The 21,489-nt window shown below is 44.1% G+C and carries 16 protein-coding genes; 7 read left to right on the forward strand and 9 right to left on the reverse strand.

The genetic code is table 11. From position 1 onward, the window contains the following. Nucleotides 1–400: 400 nt before the first annotated feature. Nucleotides 401–874 carry a methylglyoxal synthase gene (locus tag BUC07_RS01250; RefSeq protein WP_073164963.1) on the forward strand — a complete coding sequence of 158 codons (474 nt, stop codon included), beginning with the start codon at nucleotides 401–403 and terminating at the stop codon, nucleotides 872–874. Nucleotides 875–1,015: 141 nt separating this feature from the next. Here the strand turns inward: BUC07_RS01250 and BUC07_RS01255 are convergent, their stop codons facing one another. Further along, entirely contained in the window at nucleotides 1,016–1,336 is a 321-nt protein-coding gene (locus tag BUC07_RS01255) for a nucleotidyltransferase domain-containing protein (protein WP_073164392.1), read from the reverse strand. A gap of 150 nt (nucleotides 1,337–1,486) precedes the next feature. Here BUC07_RS01255 and BUC07_RS01260 point away from each other — a divergent pair, with 150 nt between their 5' ends. Further along, nucleotides 1,487–2,191: a queuosine precursor transporter gene (locus BUC07_RS01260; protein WP_073164965.1), complete on the forward strand. Its 705-nt coding sequence runs from the start codon at nucleotides 1,487–1,489 to the stop codon at nucleotides 2,189–2,191. A gap of 21 nt (nucleotides 2,192–2,212) precedes the next feature. Beyond that, a complete protein-coding gene (locus tag BUC07_RS01265; RefSeq protein WP_073164395.1) occupies nucleotides 2,213–3,373 on the forward strand; it encodes an endonuclease/exonuclease/phosphatase family protein in 1,161 nt (386 codons plus the stop codon). 295 nt (nucleotides 3,374–3,668) lie between these two features. Here the strand turns inward: BUC07_RS01265 and BUC07_RS01270 are convergent, their stop codons facing one another. The 3 genes from BUC07_RS01270 to BUC07_RS01285 all read right to left on the reverse strand — a co-directional run bounded on the left by BUC07_RS01270 (nucleotide 3,669) and on the right by BUC07_RS01285 (nucleotide 9,743). Then, entirely contained in the window at nucleotides 3,669–5,978 is a 2,310-nt protein-coding gene (locus BUC07_RS01270) for a hypothetical protein (protein WP_073164398.1), read from the reverse strand. A gap of 523 nt (nucleotides 5,979–6,501) precedes the next feature. Further along, a complete protein-coding gene (locus tag BUC07_RS01280; RefSeq protein WP_073164968.1) occupies nucleotides 6,502–8,886 on the reverse strand; it encodes a S9 family peptidase in 2,385 nt (794 codons plus the stop codon). A 35-nt stretch (nucleotides 8,887–8,921) separates the two neighbouring features. Continuing rightward, nucleotides 8,922–9,743, reverse strand: coding sequence for an aldo/keto reductase (locus BUC07_RS01285; protein ID WP_317039634.1), 822 nt, complete (start codon nucleotides 9,741–9,743; stop codon nucleotides 8,922–8,924). A 124-nt stretch (nucleotides 9,744–9,867) separates the two neighbouring features. On the opposite strand from BUC07_RS01285, the gene BUC07_RS01290 reads away from it, so the two are divergent. Both BUC07_RS01290 and BUC07_RS01295 read left to right on the forward strand, forming a co-directional pair. Further along, nucleotides 9,868–11,118, forward strand: coding sequence for an aspartate kinase (locus tag BUC07_RS01290; protein WP_073164406.1), 1,251 nt, complete (start codon nucleotides 9,868–9,870; stop codon nucleotides 11,116–11,118). Nucleotides 11,119–11,213: 95 nt separating this feature from the next. Next, a complete protein-coding gene (locus BUC07_RS01295) occupies nucleotides 11,214–12,506 on the forward strand; it encodes an efflux RND transporter periplasmic adaptor subunit (protein WP_073164408.1) in 1,293 nt (430 codons plus the stop codon). Between the two features lie 39 nt (nucleotides 12,507–12,545). Here BUC07_RS01295 and BUC07_RS01300 read toward each other — a convergent pair whose 3' ends face one another. Next, nucleotides 12,546–12,749 (reverse strand): transglycosylase, encoded by a 204-nt coding sequence (locus tag BUC07_RS01300; RefSeq protein WP_073164411.1) that lies wholly within the window; start codon nucleotides 12,747–12,749, stop codon nucleotides 12,546–12,548. A gap of 139 nt (nucleotides 12,750–12,888) precedes the next feature. Between BUC07_RS01300 and BUC07_RS01305 the strand changes: the two genes are divergently transcribed. Continuing rightward, on the forward strand, nucleotides 12,889–14,562 hold the full coding sequence (locus BUC07_RS01305) for a T9SS type A sorting domain-containing protein (protein ID WP_073164413.1): 1,674 nt from the start codon (nucleotides 12,889–12,891) through the stop codon (nucleotides 14,560–14,562). Between the two features lie 57 nt (nucleotides 14,563–14,619). Here the strand turns inward: BUC07_RS01305 and BUC07_RS01310 are convergent, their stop codons facing one another. The 3 genes from BUC07_RS01310 to lysS all read right to left on the reverse strand — a co-directional run bounded on the left by BUC07_RS01310 (nucleotide 14,620) and on the right by lysS (nucleotide 18,880). Continuing rightward, a complete protein-coding gene (locus BUC07_RS01310) occupies nucleotides 14,620–16,152 on the reverse strand; it encodes an outer membrane protein assembly factor BamB family protein (protein WP_083578035.1) in 1,533 nt (510 codons plus the stop codon). A gap of 209 nt (nucleotides 16,153–16,361) precedes the next feature. Next, nucleotides 16,362–16,958 carry a DUF6680 family protein gene (locus BUC07_RS01315; RefSeq protein WP_073164419.1) on the reverse strand — a complete coding sequence of 199 codons (597 nt, stop codon included), beginning with the start codon at nucleotides 16,956–16,958 and terminating at the stop codon, nucleotides 16,362–16,364. A 212-nt stretch (nucleotides 16,959–17,170) separates the two neighbouring features. After that, nucleotides 17,171–18,880 (reverse strand): lysine--tRNA ligase, encoded by a 1,710-nt coding sequence (gene lysS / locus BUC07_RS01320; RefSeq protein ID WP_175552439.1) that lies wholly within the window; start codon nucleotides 18,878–18,880, stop codon nucleotides 17,171–17,173. A 246-nt stretch (nucleotides 18,881–19,126) separates the two neighbouring features. Between lysS and recJ the strand changes: the two genes are divergently transcribed. After that, entirely contained in the window at nucleotides 19,127–20,851 is a 1,725-nt protein-coding gene (recJ, locus tag BUC07_RS01325) for a single-stranded-DNA-specific exonuclease RecJ (RefSeq protein ID WP_073164422.1), read from the forward strand. Here recJ and BUC07_RS01330 read toward each other — a convergent pair. Continuing rightward, complete coding sequence (locus tag BUC07_RS01330) at nucleotides 20,848–21,489, reverse strand: HAD family hydrolase (protein ID WP_073164425.1); 642 nt, start codon at nucleotides 21,487–21,489, stop codon at nucleotides 20,848–20,850. The genes recJ and BUC07_RS01330 overlap by 4 nt on opposite strands.

Below are 21,489 nucleotides of genomic sequence, written 5' to 3' on the forward strand. Positions count from 1 at the left end.
AAAAGAACCAAGCAGCATTTAAAGAAAAGCGTATTAAATTTCTTGAGAATCAACTCGCACAATTAAACAACGTTGCATGATTGTGTATAAGGTAGGTTAGAGTAACGTTAATTTTTAAGCTGTCATTTCGAAGGAGGCGCGACTGAGAAATCTGCTCCTTTAAAAAAGATTTCTCCTCATTCTTCGTCGAAATGACAGCTTTTGTATTCTACCGTTGCCACTGCCCCGGAAACATTTACTTAACAATTAATTATTATTTGGCTATTGAAAATTAAATTTTCAATATGTTTTTGTTATACAGTGAGTTATCGTTGTGTTCATTCGTGAATGCAGATTATCTTTGCCGTGAAAACCGCAAGCAGATGTCTTTAAGCATTTGTTTCCAGAAACTTTGAAAGAAATGAAGAAGAAAAAAAATATAGCCATTGTAGCCCACGACAACCGCAAGAAAGACATTATGGAATGGGTTTCATTCAACTGGAATGAATTGGCACAACACAATTTGATTTGCACCGGTACCACCGGTAAACTGGTGGAGGAGGCATTGATTGAAAAATGTGCCGCAAACGGGGTGGTGCCACCCACTGTCGCGCGGCTGAAGTCCGGCCCACTTGGCGGCGACCAGCAATTGGGGGCGCTAATTGTTGAGGGAAAGGTTGATATTTTGATATTTTTTTGGGACCCCATGCAGCCACAGCCACACGATGTGGATGTAAAAGCACTGCTCCGGATTACGGTTCTCTACAATCTTCCAACAGCTTCGAACCGTTCTACAGCTGACTTTTTGGTGTCGTCGGAACTTTTTCACGAAAGCTATCAGCCCATCCTGAAAGATTATTCGGGATATATAAAACGAGATGTGGATTTGGGTTAATTATGTCTGAATTTTGATATCAATAAGTTGCTTTATGTTTTGAATGAAATCCTGCATTTCGATATACATTTCTTCAACAATTTTCTTTTGCCTGTTCAACACGGTAATTAATCAACTTTAATCTGTCCTCGTCATTAATTGTCATGCGTAAATTCCTGAATTAATGGCATTCGTAAAAACAGGTTGTTTTCCTCTGGGTAAAGCCAGTTCTTTTTTTGAAAGAATATGCACATCGAGCAGAATGTTATATTTTAAATCAATATCGTAGCACAAATCTAAAATCTTGTTTTCATCTGTACTGTCATAATCTTCATCTAATATTATCAGTACATCGTAATCAGAGTAATCATTCGAGTGTTCCTCTAACCTTGAACCAAAAAGAATGACTTCCTTAACCGACTTGCCAAAATTTTTCAAAAGGTGAGATTTTAAATCCGATAGTATTTCCGGCCTGTAATTCATATCTGTTTTTTTTCAAATTTACAAAATTTTAAAATCACTTTTTGTCAGAACTTCGGTATTCAACAGAAAAACATTATTTTCGCGGCCGGAAATAGAATATTAATCACCCGCAGGTTCCATCACCCTGCGGCTAAAAATAAAAAAATGCAAATGCAAAACGAATTACTATGGCTGGCCATGCTGCTGGCAAATTTTTTCCTGATTATTTTAGCGTACAAATTGTTTGGCAAGTGGGGGCTGATTATGTGGATTCCCATTTCGGTGATTGTGGCCAATATCCAGGTGATTCAAACCATAGAGCTGTTTGGAATGGTGGCCACACTCGGTAACATTGTTTATGCCTCCTCATTTCTGGTTACCGATATTTTGTCGGAGAATTACGGAAAGCAAGAGGCCAAAAAAGCCGTTTGGATCGGGTTCTTCAGCCTCATTTCCATGACGCTGCTGATGAATTTGGCGTTGGTTTTTAACCCGCTCGAAGGCGATGAGTTTGCACTGATAACCCACGAAGCAACCGGCACCATTTTTAAATTGATGCCGCGGATTGCCATTGCCAGTATGGCGGCTTACCTGTTTTCGCAGCGACACGATGTGTGGGCCTTTCATTTCTGGCGGAAACGGTTTTCAAGCGATAATCAACTCTGGTTGCGAAACAACCTCAGCACAATGGTTTCGCAACTCATCGACAGCGTGGTTTTTGTGCTGATTGCTTTTTATGGCGTTTACGAAGCCGCTGTGCTGTTTGAAATTTTTATCACCACCTACTTCCTGAAATGGATTGTGGCCGCTTCCGACACCCCTTTCGTTTACTGGGGAAAACGGATTTTCAGGAAGGGAAATTACTGGATGGATTGATCAATATTAAAATTCAGAATTATGAAACAAATTACATGCGCAATACTTCTTATGGCCTTTTTACTTTCTGGCTGCCAGGCAGATAAGAAATCGACGGTTGTTCGCTTTGCTACTTTTAATACAGCCATGTACCGAAGTGAAGCAGGCCAGCTTCAAAAAGACCTTGTGGCGGGCGAGGACGGCCAGATTAAAATTATTGCCGAAATCATTCAGCGCAAAAGGCCTGATGTCCTGGCGCTGCAGGAGTTCGATTTTGACGAGAAAGGCACCAACCTGCAACTGTTTCAGGAGAATTACCTCAACAATTCATTTAACGGCTCCGAGCCTATCGATTACCCGTATGTGATGGCTTTCCGCTCCAACACAGGGATTCAGACAGGCTTGGACTTAAACAACGATGGAGAAACAAATATGCCTGAGGATGCTTTTGGCTTCGGCGTGTATCCGGGGCAATATGCGTTTGCCATTTTGTCGAAATATCCGCTCGTAACCGACAGTCTTACCACTTTCCGTAAATTTTTGTGGAAGGACATGCCCGGTGCCCATTTGCCGGGGGATGAAGACAGCACCATGTGGTATGCGGAAGAGGTGTTGGACACTTTCCGGCTTTCAAGCAAAAACCATGTGGATATTCCCGTATCTATCGATGGCAAAACAATTCATGTGTTGATAGCCCATCCCACACCTCCGGGTTTCGATGGCGAAGAAGATCGCAACGGCAAACGCAATCACGATGAAATTCGGCTTTTTGCCGATTATATTTCGCCTGAAAAAGGTGATTATTTGTATGATGACCAGGGCGAACCGGCCTCCCTCAGCCGAACCAGCTCTTTTGTGATTATGGGCGACATGAACGCCGATCCGCAGGCTGGCGATAGCTACCGGAATGCCATAAACCAGTTGCTTGATCATTCCCGTATTCATCCGGCACCTGCTAGCGGTGCACTGGCTCCTTCGAGTGAAGGAAGCAAAGTCTGGCATGAGGAAAATCCAAACGAGAGTCATCCGGCGCACAAAACCGCTGTATTTAACCTGCGTGTCGATTACGTTTTGCCTTCGTCCGATTTGCAGCCACTGAAGAGCGCCGTTTTCTGGCCCGCGGCTTCTGATTCGCTGTCGTACCTCACCACCGGCCGCGAAGGTTCTGATCACCGCATGGTGTGGGTGGATGTTTCCTGGTAAAGAAAACCTGGTACAACTGCACAGCAAGAAGGTCCAATAAGGTTCAAAATTTACTTTGGTGCGTTTGTCTGCCTCCAATGTGGGGAATGAGGAGGTCCTCAGGTTGAAGAAAGGGGGAGATTATTGGTATCCGAAAAGAATTTCAATTGAAATAGCCCGGTGACCATTCATCGGATGATTCGCAGTCATCCGATGAATAGTTATCCTGATAAAGACCGCATTCTTGATCAACCCAGGTGATGTTTTCGCCAGCGTGCAAAACCTCAAATCAAAAACGCGGTAATGGTAAAAAGCATTATGGATTCAATCGTTCCATCATTATTCGGGCAGATGACCGGTAAGCACCTGATGTTCCGGAATTGTATCCGTTTGTAATCCGCTGTGATGCCGTTAAGTGAAAGGTGTAGATTGTAAAATATTCTCCGGATTTAATCCAACCCTCACCTGATGAGGTGGGATGAATTTGTACATCTATCATACCCGGATTGCTGAAATCTTCATGGCTACCTGTAAAACCTGAGCAACCATGATGATTTGAAGAATTGCCTCCTCCCGCTAAAGTATAATTACCTGAAATTTCGAAGTTTCCACCAAAAGCATTCAGCATCAATGCAGAGTTCGGGCATCTTCCCATGGTTAATTCATACTCGTTTACAAAACCATGCGGGTCGTTTGCCTGGAATGCAAATTCAATCGGTGTTTTCATCTGGGCATCTGTTAAACGATACAGTCCACAATCTGTTGGCTCAATTAATGGATCACTAAACCCCGGGCTTGTCATCCTGAAATTTAATCCATTGTTGTGAATAAACAGGGGGATTAAATCCGTAGCGTCCGGGACCAGGGAACCCGAGGAATCATAACCATCTACTCTGACATAAAACGTACCCGGTGTTCTCACGCCCGAAATAATATCGTAAAGCGCAGTGTTTAATTGCATAAACCGGTCAATATTGGAGAATTCCCAATCCACACCGTCAACAAATGCTTCACGCTGAATATTGATGTACGCGGGAACTGAACCGTTTAATGTTCCACCGGCACTGGGATAAAATGGTCCCACATCGTCGCCGGTATAATTGGGCAGGTTCCGTTTTGAGAACTTCGGATGTTTATAATTTTGCGAAACATATTCCCAGTTTGTAGTTCCGGACCGTCTAACCCTTATGGTGTACCACTCAATTTTATTTTCAGAAGCTTTTTTGGCACTGTCGTACATACAGCCTTTCATGTCAATTGTACCTCTCCATGCTGCACATTCAACATTAAATCCGGCAAGAGAACTGTTGACAGATATTACCCCGTTTGATTCCAGGTAGTTGGAGTTGCCATACCTTCTCAGATTTGTGGGGAATGTTGACGCATATGTGTTTTGATTTCCTCCGATAAAAACATTGCCAAGGCTTCCAATCAGGTTTCCGTTAAAACAAGTTGATGTTACAGTTACTTGTGATTCAGGCAAACACAGATCAATTCGTTTTAAATTGGGAATATTATAAAACGGGGCGCTTTCGTAACGCACTTCGTACGGCGAGTATTCAACAATTTTTACGATTACATCGGGGAACATTACGGTATTTACATCTTCCCCGGGAGCGATGTCGGAAGCGTCTTCCAAACCCGGGAAAGTCATATCGAAACTGAACCTGAAAATGTAATTTCCATGCATGTCGGTAATGGTGTCACCTAATAATTCTCTGTTGCCGGTGCCTGTGTGTGCACCTCCTGACAACTCACCGGCTGTGCGATCGTATTCCTCAAAGGTTAGTGTCAGATTCGAACCGGCTTTCGTACTGCAAGGGTAGAACAGGCGACCAATATCGGTAGCCAGTTTTATTCTGTCTTCAGATAATGCTGAAATTCGCTCTGATGATGCCAGTCTGGATGAAGAAGAAAGCAACTGAAAATTTGATGCTGCCATTTCGGATGCCGTTTCTTTTGCTTTTTTGCCGTCATTTTTTTCTTTTTTATTCTGCTCCTCTTTTTCTTTTGGGTAGGAGGAGCGAACATAGTTTACCATTGATTTTGGCTGCATGGCCTCCCCGCTTAAATCAAAAACAACAGGTTTAAAATACGGTGCCGGATCCGGTGGATTAGGCTCCTCAATCTTCGGCGGAATGCGCTCCGGGTAGTATTTTTTGATCCAGTCTTCAATTAACGGATTTTTTAACGCTTTTTTTAATGCCGGATAAGTTTCAATTACAAACGGAAATCTGCGACACGGATTAAAGATGCATCTTCCGCTGTAAAGTGTCACATTTCCGTAAAGAATAAAATCATTGATATTTACAGGCGTGGAACAGGTAAGGATAAGATCGTTAAAATCATCATCCGTGCCTGCGTCATTCGACCAGATTTCAAATTCATAGTTTCCGCCTGCCTGCTTTGGAAATTTGATTTGAGTGTCAGATACCTGCCAGCCTGAACGTGGTTTGTTCTGGATAGCTATTGTCCACTGGTTTCCCGTTACATTTACTGATGTCCCGGCAGTACCGTTGTGGGTGCCATTTCCCGTTGTTGCACCCTGAATGATAAAACGATGTTGATAGGAGGCGCTTTTTGATTTTACAGTAACCTCCCAATTGCCTTGCATTGAAATAATCATAACAATTTGATTTTAGTGGTTGACCTACTCTTTTCAGGATTTTCAGCTTCTTCCTTATTGTTGTATATATTTTTGAATGGAGCATTTTATGCTGTCCGTTCATAAAAGTTGAAATATGAAAAAGACTGATTTTATCATACGTCCATTCAAATTACAACAAATATTTGAAAAAGAAAAAAATAAAGATGAAAAAGTATTTATTTAAATTGGTTGGAAATGAGTAGTTTTCATCCTGTAAGCGTGGATTATTACATGCAAAAGTGTATTTAATTATTTGGCGCAACAGAATAAACCGGATGAAGGAATACATCGTTGTGCTCTTTATAGAGCAGTTTCATAGTATCCCCACTACCAAATGAATAAAAAGAAACTTTATCAGGGCACGGCGCACACCGGAACGTTACAAAGGATATGTAATTTGATACTGGAAAGGCCGGAACAGCAAAAGAGCGGAAAGCTCTCCGGAAGAGAATAAAATATGCTGAATTATAAAAAGCGCGATTAAAAACCGCGCCTCCTTCACTCACTCCTTCAGTGTTTCTTCAAACAACTTGAAAATACGTTTGTACTCGTCGGTCCAGCTGCTGGGGTCACGGAAACCGTGTGGTTCCACCGGGTAAACGGCCAGTTCCCAATTTTCCTTGCCAAGCTCGATGAGGCGCTGTGATAGCCGCACAATATCCTGAAACTGCACGTTATCGTCCACCATGCCGTGGCACATGAGCAACGCCCCTTGCAACCCATCGGCAAAATAGATGGGTGAGCTGCGTACATACGCCAGGCTGTCATCCACCGGCGTGTTCAAAATATTTGAAGTGTAACCGTGGTTGTAGTGCGCCCAGTCGGTAACCGAGCGTAGTGCAGCACCAGCTGCAAACACTTCCGGCTCGGTAAACATGGCCATCAATGTAATGAACCCGCCGTAGGAACCGCCGTAAATACCAATTTTCTCCGGCGACACATCGTATTTTTCTACCAGCATTTTTGCGCCGTCAACATGATCGGAAAGGTCTTTCCCGCCCATGTGCCGGTAAATTCCGGTGCGCCAGTCGCGGCCGTAACCGGCACTTCCGCGGTAGTCGATGTCGAGCACCGTGTAGCCGTTATCCACCAGGAAATTGTGAAACTGGTACTCCCGGGAATAGCTGCTCCACCATTTGTGGGCGTTTTGCAGGTAGCCAGCGCCGTGTACAAAAATAACTGCCGGGCCATTGTTCCCGGGATTTTCCGGACGGTACAACCGTGCATGAATTTCTGCTCCATCCTCTGCTTCAAAAGTGATAAATTCAGGAACACGCCAATCGTATCGTTCAAACTCTTCAGTTGTTGAGTGGGTAATCCGCTCCGCTTCGGCACCGGCTTTGTTTTTTTGCAGGTACAGCTCCCACGGCTGGTTGGCGTAGGAGTAACGAATGGCCAACAACTTCTCATCGGGCGAGAGCGAGACTTCGTTGTGGCCTTCCATCGATGTAATTTGCGTCAGTTCGCCACCTTCCACCGGTATTTTATAAAAATGTTTCACGCCGGGATGTACTTTGTTGGCCGTGAAGTAGAAATGCTTTTTATCGTTGGAAATTGATGCATTCGATACTTCGAACTTGCCGGAAGTGAGTGCCTTTTTCTCTTTGGTTTCAATATTTACGGAATACAGATGCGAGTAGCCCGACTCTTCGGAATGGAACCAAACCGACTTGCCATCGGGCATCCAGCCCATTTCTCCGGCCGAAATACTGTAGCCGCCAATTCCGGGGCCTGCAATCCATGCTTCGTCACGCTGGCGGTCGAGCAGTTCCATCTCTCCGTTTTCCGGGTCGAGCAGCATAATCCAGCGGTCTTTGTTGTCGAGCGACAGGGCAACCACCACAGCCAAATTTTTTTCATCGTGCCACTGCGAGCCAACCAGGTTGAACTCCCTCTCTTTAATATCAGCCGTATCTTCCGGAATTTGGTCCGGGTAATCGCTCAGGAAATCGGGTAAATCTTTCAGTCCGGGAATGGCTGAAGTTTGCACCTCAATCGTTTTGTTGTTTTCCACATCGTAAATCCCGATGGTGGCCCTGGTTTCGGGACTTCCCACTTTTGGCCGGGCATCCTGTTCGCGGGTATAGCCGTCTTCGGTTATGAAATGTGCCACCCCGGTTGATTTTGAATTTTCCGGCCGGTCGTAAGTGGAGTAAATCACGTAATCTCCGCTGGGCGAAAGCGTGGCATCTGCTAGTCTGCTTTTGCCAAGATAGATTTTTTCGGGCGTTTCAATCTCTTCCTCTTCCCGCCTGTTTTCTTGGGCTTTATTTTCGGCCTCGCGTTCATTCAGCACATCAAAAAGCTCTTTCTGCTGGTTCTCCAGCCATTTGGCCTGGCCTTTATTTTCGCTATCCGGTTTTTCTTCACCTTGAACAAAATTAGTTACCTGTTCGATTACTCCGGTTTCCAGGTTCAGCAAAAACAGGTTGTTGTTTTTCATAAACGAAATGTGCGATTCATCTAATGCGAAATCGGGCGAGTACGCATTTTCAAGCCAATTGGTCAACTGTCTTTCGGTAGTCTTTTTTACATCGTACAAAAACAGGTTCCCGTTGCGGGTGTACACTTTCCTGGTTTCCCCATCGTTGTAACTGCCCCTTCTTCCCGGAAGGTTTTTCTTTTCATCCAGCAGTACTTTTTCAATTTTTTCATCTTTTAGTGAATAACGATAAAGCGACGAAAGCGTGTCTTGTTCCGGGTTCCAGTCGAAATAGATTTTTTCGCCCTGTTCGCCCCAGTAAATATTTTCGGGCAGGCTGCCCACCCATTTGCCGGGCTCTTGCATGATTTGCCCGATGGTAAGCGGACTTTGGTTGTTTTTTTGAATTTGAGAGAACGAGGTAAAAGGAATTAAAAGTAAAAACAGGAACAGTAAGTTTTTCATTTTTAGTTGATTTGTTTTTTTTGTGCTATTCAATTTTAAAACGAAACATTGTTCGGGTCGGGCCCAATGCGGTTATTTTTATCGAGCCGGTCGATTTTGGCCATGTCCTCGTCGCTGATTTCAAAATCGAAGATGTCTGCATTAGCCGCAATTCGTTCCGGGTTAACCGATTTTGGAATGGTTACCACGCCTTTCTGAATATCCCAGCGTAACACAATTTGCACTGGTGTTTTCCGGTATTTGGCAGCCAGCGCCTGCAAAACGGGGATATCATTCACTTTTCCTTTCATGATGGGGCTCCAGGCTTCCACTCGAATATTTTTTGACTGGCAGTAATCGAGCAGCTCCTGTTGCACCAGTTCGGGATGAAACTCCACCTGGTTAACGGCAGGCTGCACTTTGCAGCCGGGTAGAAATTCTTCGAGATGCTGCACCAGGAAATTGCTGACACCGATAGCCATTATTTTTCCTTTTTCGTACAGCTCTTCCATGGCTTTCCAGGTTTCTGCTGACTTGCTCATGGGCCAGTGAATGAGGTACAAATCGAGGTAATCGGTCTGCAGTTTTTCAAGGCTCTCCTCAAAAGCTTTTAAAGTAGATTGGTATCCCTGGTCGCTGTTCCACACTTTTGAGGTGATAAAAATATCTTCCCGCTCAATGCTGCTCTCCTTCACGGCTGTTCCCACGCCGCGTTCGTTTCCGTAAAGGGCAGCCGTGTCGATGCTTCGGTAACCAGTTTCCAGTGCCGTTTCTACTGCATTTTCCACTTCGCCTCCTTCGCTGGCCTGAAATACGCCCAGCCCCAGCCACGGCATCTCCACGCCGTTATTCAGTTTTACTTTTGAGCTAATATTCATTTTCATTCTTTTTTATTGCGAGCATCTAAAATAATCAAAATTTGGAAAGTACCAGTTTTGGTTTAGCTGTGACGAGCAAGTGAATTATTTCTTTAGTTTTGCTGAAAATTGAAAAAACAGGAAAATGAATGTTTTTAAATTTGGCGGGGCATCGGTGAAAGATGCCGATGCTGTGCGGAACCTGGCAAAAATACTTAATGCTTACAATACCAATTTGGTGGTAGTAATTTCGGCAATGGGCAAAACCACTGATTTGCTCGAAACCCTGGTAAAAGCCTATTTTGATGAAAAAGACCAGAAGTGGGATATTTTGGGGCTGTTTAAAAGTTATCACACTGAAATTTGCCATCAGCTTTTTGGCGAGGGAGTTACACCAAAACCCGTGCTGAACCATTTTGAAGAGCTGGAAGAAAAACTGGATAAAGCTCCTTCGCTCGACTATAATTTTGAGTACGACCAGATTATCTGTTTCGGCGAACTGGTGTCAACGCAAATTGTGAGTGAATACCTGAATGTTGCGGGAAAACCCAGTCAGTGGGTGGATGTTCGAACCTGTATCCGTACCGACGATTTACACCGCGACGCCAACATCGACTGGGAGCTTACTGGGGAATTATGCAAGCAGGTTTTTACTTTCAACGAAAATAACCTTTACATTACACAGGGATTTATCGGTTCCACTCCTGCCAACCTCACCACAACACTCGGTCGCGAGGGGTCCGATTTTACGGCTGCAATTATCGGTAATGTGCTGGATGCCGAAAGTGTTTCCTTTTGGAAAGATGTTCCGGGAGTGCTGAGTGCCGATCCGAAAAAAATGGAAAACACCACCAAAATTGATGCGCTCTCGTATCGCGAAGCTGTAGAGATGACCCACTCCGGTGCTAAAATCATCCATCCCAAAACCATGAAACCGCTTCATAATAAGGGCATTCCGCTTTATGTGAAGTCGTTCCTGTCGCCCGACGATCCGGGAACTGTTATTCAGGCCATCGACCATAAAATTGAATTGCCCCCCATTTTTATTATTCGCGAAAACCTGGCACTCATCACCCTGTCGCCTAAAGATTTTTCGTTTATCAGCATTGAGGATATTGACCGGGTGGTGAATTTTTTGATTGAAAACCGGGTGAAAGTTACGCTGATGCAGCAGTCGGCCATCGACCTCAACCTGGTGCTCGATGCCGGTGAAGCAGACTGGAACTGGCTGCTGGAGGAACTGGAACCGTTCTATTCCATTCGGTACAATACCGGGTTAACACTCATCACTATACGGCACTACACCGAAGAGGTACTCGACTGGATGGTGAAAGAGAAAGATATTTACCTGGAACAACACAGCAGGCTGACGGCTCGGATGTTGGTGAAATCGTAAGAATTCAGGAATAACGGAAAATAATCGCCCAGGTTATTCATTTTGTTGTAATTTTGATCAGATACAATCGACCTATGGAATAAAACTTTGGCAAAATGAAAAAGAAAAAATTATTGCCTTACGCAATTGGGCTGCTGGTTATTGTTATTGTATTTCTGGTTATTGGGAAAAATCAGGGATGGTTTGGTGAGGATTTTACCATCAGTGTAGCTGTTGAAAAAGTGGAAAGCAAAACCATTACTGAGTTTATTACAGCCAACGGAAAAATTCAACCCGAAACCGAAGTGAAAATCAGTCCCGATGTTTCCGGCGAAATTATTGAACTATATGTGGAAGAAGGCGACGAAGTGGAGGCAGGTGACCCGCTTTGTGTCATAAAACCCGACATGTACATTTCCGCACTCAACCGAGCCGAAGCGGCACTGAACTCTTCAAAAGCGCGGCTGGCACAAGCCGAAGCCCAATTGATTGAAAGGGAACTGTCGTTTAAACGAGCCCAACAGCTTTTTGATTCGGGAACCATTCCGGTTTCAGAATACGAATCGGCGGAATCAGCTTACAAAGTGGCACAAGCCGAAGTGCGTGCGGCCGAATTCTCAGTAAAAAGTGCAGATGCTTCAGTTGAAGAAGCACAGGAACAACTCACGAAAACACGGATTTTTGCCCCGATATCGGGAACCATTTCGGCACTAAACGTTGAAAAAGGTGAACGCGTGGTGGGAACCAGTATGATGACTGGTACAGATATGATGGTAGTAGCTGACCTGGAACGCATGGAAGTACTTGCTGAAGTGAATGAAAATGATATTGTTAGAGTTAGTTTAAACGATACGGCACTTGTAGAAGTGGATGCTTACCTCAGCCGTGATTTCAAAGGGGTTGTAACCGAAATTGCTAATTCAGCAAGCATCTCAGGTGCAGCTACCGACCAGGTTACCAATTTTGACGTGAAGGTTTTCCTGCTTCCCGGGTCGTATGTCGATTTGATTGATTCCACTGCTTCGAATATTTACCCGTTCCGGCCGGGAATGTCGGCAAACATTGATATCCTGACCGAAACACGGGACAATGTTATTTCGGTGCCCATTTCAGCAGTAACAACACGCGTTAAAGATGAGGCAAAAAGTAACGCACAAGCCAACACTGATGAAACCGCCACTCCAACTCCGGATGAAAAACTGGAAGTGGTTTTTGTGTACCAGAATGGAATTGTACGGCAAAAAGAAGTGAAAACCGGCATTCAGGATAATACCAGCATTGAAATCCTCGAAGGGCTGTCGGAAGGCGATGAGGTGGTGGTGGCACCGTATAATGCGGTCAGTAAAACACTAAACGACAGTACTTCAGTGAAGGTAGTCAGTGAAGAAGAGTTGTTTGGAGGAGAATAAATTTCAGATTTCTCCGGGAAAATATTCGAGGTGGTCGGGTCACCGTTTTTTGCCCACTATTGCCAGAATAATGCCAACTACCAAAACTATCCCGCTAAAAATTACCGGGGTCCAGTTGGCTTCGCTCACTGCAACATCAACGCCCAGCACGTTGAAACTTTCTGAAGCCTGCATGGCTTCGTATCCAAAATATATAACACCAATTAGGCCGACAACAAGCAATCCGATTCCAACTTTTTTCATAATTCTGAATTATTAGTTTAACATGTAAACGAAATAAAGTAACAATGGTTTACAATTTACAGGTTCAAATTAAATCGGTTTATTGATTTCTCATCATTTCATTTATATTTGTTAGATGTACAATTAGAAAAATTGAAAAATGAAAAATCCAGTGTTTACCTTGTTAATCCTACCCCTCATCCTGGTTTTTGCAGGTCAGAATACAGCTTTTTCCCAAGCCCCTGAAACCATTCAGATTAATCCGCAGGACACTTTTCAGACCATTACCGGTTTTGGCGCATCACTTGCCTATTACGAAGGCTGGCTGCCCGTCCATCCCAATAAAGCTGAAATTTATGATGCAATTTTCGATGAACTGAGCCTCGACATTTTAAGGGTAAGAAATTCGCATGGCTATTATTCTGAAATGATAAACACAGTAAAAGAGTTTCAGCAAGCTGCCGAAAATTCGCTTGGCCATCCCATTCCCATCATGACCACTTCGTGGGGGCCACCGGCCTACCTAAAAAGCAACAACGACAAGGACAACGGTGGAACACTGAAATATGAAGTGGTTGACGAAGAAGTTAAATTCAATTACGGTGGCTTTGCCCAATGGTGGGCCGAATCGCTCGATGCGTATGCTGCTAAAGGGATTTATCCGAAGTATGTCAGCATCCAAAACGAACCGGACTTTGAAGCCAACTACGAAAGCTGTTTGTTGCGTCCATCTGAAACAGTAAATGAAACCGATACCATTGCAGGTTATAATGTAGCCCTCGATTCGGTGTATCAAATGATTTCGGGGCGCGAGCACCAGCCGCTGCTGCTTGGTCCGGAGTGCGTGGGTATTGGTTACAACATGGTGCAAAATTACATTAACGCACTGGATGTTTCAAAATTGCACGGAATTGCCCATCACCTGTATCACGGGGCTGAAGAAGACAACCCTTTTTTATCGGATAATTTTTCGGAAGCAGGAAATTTTCATCCTGAAATTCCGCATTTCCAAACCGAATATTCACGTGCTGAATGGTTTCAGGTGGGTGCCACCATTTTTCAGTCGCTTTACGAAGAAAATGTGGTGGCTTACCTTTACTGGGATTTGATTTGGACCGATGGCGGCGGGCTGGTCGATCTCGATTTTCCATGGGACCAGTCGCAGTGGAAAGACCCGCAAAGAGGCTATACCCGTACAAAGGATTATTTTGTTTTCAAACAATTTTCGGCATTTATCCATCCTGGCTGGAAAAGGGTGGGAACCCCGGGAGATATGCAGGGAGTACATTCGGTTGCATTTATAAATCCCGGAAAAGATTCGGCTTCGGTGGTAATAGTTAATGAATCGGAAACGGAAAGCCGGAATGTAAATCTCGATTTTCAGGGATTTAGCATTGAAAAGGCAGAAGTTTATGTTACCTCCCCGTCGAAGAACGGCGAACATACCGGACAGCTGGCAGCCAACGATGAACTGGCGGTTGAGCCGCGATCCATCACAACAGTTGCCATGCAAATATCCAAAATCGATACTTACGCGGAACCACTCAGCGATTTTGCCAGCGGTGAAAGTTTGGGTGGGGTAAAATGTTTTCCCAATCCGTTTTCCGATTTCACCACCATTGAATTTGAAACTGCCACCAGCCAACACATTCGGCTAACGATTTTCGACAGCCATGGCCGCGAAGTGCGCAGGCAGCAGGCCGAAAATTTCGCTCCGGGGATGAATAAAATTCAGTTGCAGAAAAACAACCTGAAAGCTGGTATTTATCTGTTTAAACTGGAAAATGACAAAGGGGATTTTGAAACGGGAAGAATGGTTATTAAGGGGGAGTAGCGGCTAACTATTTTTTGAGGAGTAATATCGATCAAATTTAATTTCACTACGCTCATTTTACCGGGCGGCCTTTTTTATTTGTTTATCCACTGCATACAACTTCCTCATCGTAGAAATATACAATACACCATTGGCAGCCACAGGTGTAGTGTGAATCGGGCTGTCGAGCTGAACTGAATCCAATACGTTACGATTTTTGTCTTGCTCAATTATCCAAAAGTCACTGCCCCGCGATCCCACAAAAATTTTCCCGTCGGCAGCCAGAGCCGATCCCCATGCATCTTGCCTCATGGGTTGCTTCCAGTATTTATTTCCGGTTTCAGCATCGATGCAATGCAGGTTTTTGCCGCAATCGGTCACATAAACCAGACCATCTGAAATTGCAGGCGTTGCTGCCGAATGCTGTTCCAGTTCCGTTGACCACAATTCCGTTCCGTCTGTTGCATCGAAGCATTTGAGCCAGCACTCCTGTTTTCCCCACCAAATATCACCGCCACAGGTTACGTAAATCCGGTTTTTATAATACACAGGCATCCCCAAAAAGTTACTCGGACTTTCTTCCCTGTTTTTCAGGTAATCGTGGATGTTATTTTTAGGCGCATTCGGGTCACAATCGCGTTGCCATACTTTTTTGAAATGTTGTGGTTTTTCATTCGCTGTTGATTTATCAAGTGCTTCAAACGCATACAATATTCCATCAGGACCGGCAAAAAATATCAGCTTTTGGCCGTTTACCTCACCCAATGCGGGAGAAGACCACGATGAATGAAAAATACGCGGACCAAAATTTTCGTTATCGCGCGCAACCAGCTGGCCTGTGTTTTTATTCAATGCAATAAGCGAAGGCGCTTTCAATGCAGTGGTTTTAAGGTGTCGGTGATCCACGCCATTACAGGTATTCAGGTAGAGAAAATCGCCGTCGAGTAAAATGGAGGCATGTGGCGAGTCGTGCGGCCGGATGCCAAGTTGCAGCCGCAAATCGTACATCCAGATAATATCTGCATCTTTTTGAGTCACCTCCATCGGAAATTCTCCGGATGGGGCCATGTACCAGCTTTCGCCCAGAAAAGGACCATCATTCCCATCGGTTTGACCGTCCAAATCGAGGCATAGCACCTCCGAACGGTTGGTCAAAACATAAACACGGTCGCCTTCCACTGTAGGTTCCGAACAGATTCCAATCATGGGCCAGTCGTGATGCCGGTCGCCTTCAATTCGCGGCACTGTTAGCTGCCATAAAAAACTGCCATCTTCTTCACTAAAGCAAAGTATTGTGCCGCGGTCGCCTTCGTGGCACTCATCGTACTGAGCTACATTATTTGCACCAATCAGCACTTTCCCGTTTACAACTACCGGCGTGCCATAGCCGTGACTTCCAATATCAGCCACCCATTTAATATTCATCCCGGCTTCCGGATTGAAGCGCTCTGGCAGGTCTCTCGCATTTGAAACCATATTGCGCGAATGCTTTTCTCCCCATTGCGGCGCATCCTGCGCCATTGCCACATTGATGAAACAGATGCTAAACACCAAAACATTAAAAATGAATGTGGAATTCTTCAACAATCCGAATTTTGGATATATTTTCATAGATGAAATAGTTGGACACTGCAATGTATGTAAAAAAGCTTTTCATGGACTTTTTAATGAAATAAAACGTGAAAAGTTTTTGGCTTAAACGCTTTGTAGGTGTACAATTTAGTAAACTCTTCAATTAAGGAAGCATTCATATTTACCATTTCCTAGTAGGTCGTATCAAAGAAAAAGTTTATGGTTTAGGCCAAAAAGAATTTTTAAATTCAATCCACTACCTTAACGTTGAAAGGTTTATCGTTTTTATAATAATCAATTAGCATTTCTTGCAATTCCTTTTGAGAATTTAAGGTGCCTTCATCTAATATATTACTTATGGGCAGTGAAGATTTTCCCTCTAAAATATCCAAAATTCCTTTTCGCATCTGCTCCTGCTCAAATTCAGCTATAGCATGCCCTTGAGGAGAATAAATATTCCTTTTTATCAAGGTTTTATCAAATTTATATCCTAATGATTTCCCCATTTCATATAAAAGATTAACAAGTAAATCAGTCTTTTTATCTGCCCAAACATTTAAACTATTTATTCTGGTATTATCATCTCCTAAATGATCAAAATATTCTTTCCAATATTCAATAACTTTTTGATATTTTTCTTTTCCATTAAACTCTAAATCAATCCTATTAAGAGCTCCTACGTGAGTATTTGATAATGTTGTCCCTCTTGTAGCCATTAAAGTTTTGAAAATTTCAATTTTTCGGTTTCTATTACTTCTGTTATTCTCAATGAATTTTTGTACTTGAACAGCAAATATTGGTCCTGTAAAGAGAGCAATAATCGTAACAATATCAATAATTTCCATATATCTATTATTTTTTTAATTCAAATCAAATTTACAAAATACTATTCCTCGTTCTCAAATTGTTGAAAAAAAAAGAATAAACCGAATACCAAAAAAGTGACACACCAGCCTAAAACTCATCAAAATTGGTGATTTGAAATTGCCACACCCAACAAAAAGCCCCGGAATTCACCGGGGCTTTTATCTAATATCTCAATACTTTGTACTCTGTACTAACTCACAAGCTCCACAAAAAGCCCGTCATCGGTTTTATTGACTTTGGCCTGTTTGTGTTTGGTGAGGCCTTTAATGGCTTTGTCCCATTTTTTATTGCTCAGCCCCGACTGCGTTTTGATGGCTTCGAGTTCCACCGGCGATTCGGATTTTAGGAGGTTCAGTACCAGTTTCTCTTCTTCGGTGAGTTCCACCTGTTTTTTCTCCGGTTTCATTTGCGGGAAGAACAGGACATCCTGGATGGACGGGCTGTTGGTCATGAACATGGTGAGCCGGTCGATGCCCATTCCCATTCCTGAAGTGGGCGGCATGCCGTATTCGAGCGCCCGCAGAAAATCCTGGTCAATGAACATCGCTTCGTCATCTCCTTTTTCCGAAAGCTTCAACTGCTCCTCAAAACGTTCGCGCTGATCGATGGGATCGTTCAGCTCGGAGTAGGCATTGGCCAACTCCTTACCGTTTATCATCAGTTCAAAACGTTCGGTCAGGTCCGGGTTTTCGCGGTGGCGTTTGGTAAGCGGCGACATTTCAACCGGGTAATCGGTAATAAATGTGGGCTGAATGTAGTTGGGTTCGCACTTTTCGCCAAAAATTTCGTCAATCAGTTTTCCTTTGCCCATGCTCGGGTCGGTTTCAATATCCAACTTGTTGCAGATTTCACGCAGCTCGGCTTCGGTTTTTCCTGAAATATCGTAACCGGTATGCTCTTTAATGGCATCGGTCATTGTTACCCGCGGGTACGGCGTTTTATAATCGATGACGTGCTCACCAAGCTGTACTTTTGTGGTTCCGTGCAGTGCCAGTGCCACGCGTTCGCAAATTTGCTCGGTAAAGTTCATCATCCATTTGTAGTCTTTGTAAGCCACGTAAATTTCCATCACCGTAAATTCCGGGTTGTGGGTGCGGTCCATCCCTTCGTTGCGGAAATCTTTGGAGAATTCATACACACCCTCAAAGCCGCCAACAATCAAGCGTTTCAGGTATAACTCGTTGGCAATGCGCATGTAGAGTGGCATGTTGAGTGAGTTGTGGTGCGTAACAAACGGACGGGCAGCCGCGCCTCCCGGGATGGGCTGCAAAATGGGCGTTTCCACTTCCAGGTAGCCATATTCGTTGAACATCTGCCGCATGGTGTTGTAAATTTTCGTGCGTTTCACAAAAACATCTTTCACCTTAGGATTAACAATCAGGTCAACATACCGCTGGCGGTAACGCTGGTCGGGGTCGGTAAATGCGTCGTAGGTTTTGCCGTCTTTTTCTTTTACAATGGGCAGTGGCCGTAGCGATTTATTCAGCACGGTAAAATTTTTCACGTGCACCGTAATTTCGCCCATCTGGGTAATAAAAACAAAGCCTTCGATGCCGATGGTGTCGCCAATATCGAGCAACTTTTTAAACACTTCGTTATACATTGTTTTGTCGTCGCCCGGGCACACTTCATCGCGGTTTACATAAATTTGGATTCTGCCGGTGTGATCCTGCAGTTCGGCAAACGAAGCCTTTCCCATTATGCGGCGGCTCATAATCCGGCCGGCCAAACGCACCTCCTGGAAATTCTGTTCTTCTTCGTTAAACTTCTCCTTTATTGCATGAGAAGTGGTGTTTATAGCGTAAGCCGCAGCCGGATACGGGTCGATTCCCAGCTCACGTAACCTTTTTAGCGATTTCCTTCTGATGACTTCCTGTTCACTCAATTCCAACTGGCTCATTATTCTTTCTCCTTATATTTTCTGCAAATAAAACAACTTCATTTTTCAATTGTCTAAATTTATGTTTAGGGGTTGCTCAAATTTTCGCAAAGATAATAAAAGATGTGGTTCCCTTTTTATTTTAGGTGTTGGGTAAAACCACTTCAGTGAATACCGGGAATGACTTTTTAAAAGTGACACTTTATCGGATGCAATTTTTATCTTTGTAAAATTGGATTGGGGGGAGAATAAATTGAAAAGTGTGGTATGGAAAGAATTTGGAATCTAAAAAATCAGGGCGATTTAAACGAAATAAAACACCTCTCGGCAGCGCTCAATGTGAACATGACCATTGCAAGGTTGCTGGTGCAGCGGGGAATAAAAACGTTTAACGAGGCCAAATCCTTTTTCCGTCCGCGGTTGAGTGATTTGCACGACCCGTTTCTGATGAAAGACATGGAAAAGGCAGTGGCCCGCCTTGAACTGGCAATAGCCAACCAGGAAAAGGTGTTGGTTTACGGCGATTACGATGTGGATGGAACAACCTCCGTGGCCCTGATGTACACTTTTTTAAAACCCCGGATCAAACACATCGAATATTACATTCCCGACCGCTATACCGAAGGGTATGGCATTTCGCCCCAGAGCATCGACTATGCAGAAAAAAACGGTTTTTCACTGATTGTGGCACTCGATTGTGGCATAAAAGCGGTGGATAAAATAAGCGATGCTAAAAACAGGGGGGTCGATTTTGTTATCTGCGATCACCACAATCCCGATGACGAAGTGCCGCCTGCAGTGGCAGTGCTCGACGCGAAACAACCCGAGTGCAACTACCCGTATAAAGAACTCTCAGGATGCGGAGTGGGCTTTAAATTGCTGCAGGCTTATTGCCAGAAAAATAATGTCGAGCTGGAAGAAATTTACGATTTGCTCGATTTGGTGGTGGTGAGCATTGCATCCGATATTGTGCCCATAACAGGCGAAAACAGGGTGCTGGCGTATTACGGTCTGAAAAAATTGAATTCGAACCCCGGCGTAGGGCTGCAAACCATTATCAACTTTGCCGGCATTAACGGGAGCGAAATTACAATCAGCGATATTGTTTTTAAAATTGGGCCGCGGCTGAACGCGTCGGGTCGGATTGAACACGGCAAAAAGTCGGTGCAGATTCTGGTGGCCCGCGACGAAGATAAATCGGATTTGCTGGGCGAGGAGATTGACTCGTTCAATGAAATCAGAAAAACACTCGACCGCGATATTACCCAGGATGCCCTCGACATGATTGAGAAAGACCTGGAAATGAAGGACATGAAAAGCACGGTGCTCTACAACCGCGACTGGCACAAGGGGGTGGTTGGAATTGTGGCATCGCGTGTAACCGAGCAATATTACCGGCCTACCATTATCCTGACTGAATCCAACGGCCTTGCCACCGGCTCGGCACGCTCGGTAAAAGATTTCGATTTATATGAAGCTATCGGGCAGTGCAGCGATTTGCTGGAATCCTACGGAGGGCACATGTACGCCGCGGGCCTGACGCTTAAAATTGAGAATGTACCTGAATTCCGCCGCCGTTTTGAAGAAATTGTTAAAAACCAAGTGACCGATTTGCAGCAACTGCAAACCATTGATGTGGATGCAAAAATTACCCTCAGCGAAATTACTCCGCGGTTTTACCGTATTTTAAAACAGTTTGCACCATTTGGCCCCCATAATATGACTCCTGTTTTTGTTACCGAAGATGTTTTTGATGCCGGAACCAGCCGGCTGGTGGGTAAAAACCAGGATCACCTGAAGCTCGATTTGGTGGAGCCTGATGTGAACTCCGGAATTTTTCCGGGAATCGCATTTAATCAATCGGATAAATTTGATTTGATTACATCGGGGTTGCCTTTTGATGTGTGTTACTCGGTTACCGAAAACGAATACCGTGGTAAAACCAGTCTTCAGCTTTTCATCCGCGACGTAAAAAAACGGGATATCTTTTAACCTTCCTCAACTTTTTTTATTAGCTCTTTTAATGAAGGCACAACCACTGCACCTGTTTTTTTCAGGCGATTTTCCGATTGATGGCCGTCGGCAATTAAAATGCAGTTAATTCCCAATTCATCTGCCACTTCATAATCGTGATTGGTGTCGCCAATCATCAGGGCGTTTTCTTTTTCAATATTGAATTTTTCGAGTAATTCTTTCCCGCGCTCAATTTTAGAAACAGCATAGTGATCGTTCAACCCGGCTACAGCTTCAAAATACGAAAATATTCCATTGTGTTTAAGTGTTTTTTCCAGCATTGGCTGTTTCATTGCTGAAAGCACAAACTGGCGAAATCCTTTTTTATTGAAATAGCTGAGCACCTCTTCTGCCGATGCATGCAGCGGGCAGTTTTCCACCTGGTTGTCGTACAAATCGATATACTCGCGTGCGGGGATGTCAAAATCTTCTTTTGAAAAATCGAAGCCAATTGCCTGGTAATAGTCTTTTACCGGGAATGAGAAAACTTCTTTGTATGAAACGTGGTCGAGCAGGGGCAGTTTTCGTTTCTTCAGTAGGGAATTAATGGTGGCAATACACAAATCGAGGTCGTTCAGCAAAGTGCCGTTCCAGTCCCAGATTATTGTTCTGCTCAT

The organism is Tangfeifania diversioriginum (assembly GCF_900141875.1).
Lineage (GTDB): Bacteria > Bacteroidota > Bacteroidia > Bacteroidales > Prolixibacteraceae > Tangfeifania > Tangfeifania diversioriginum.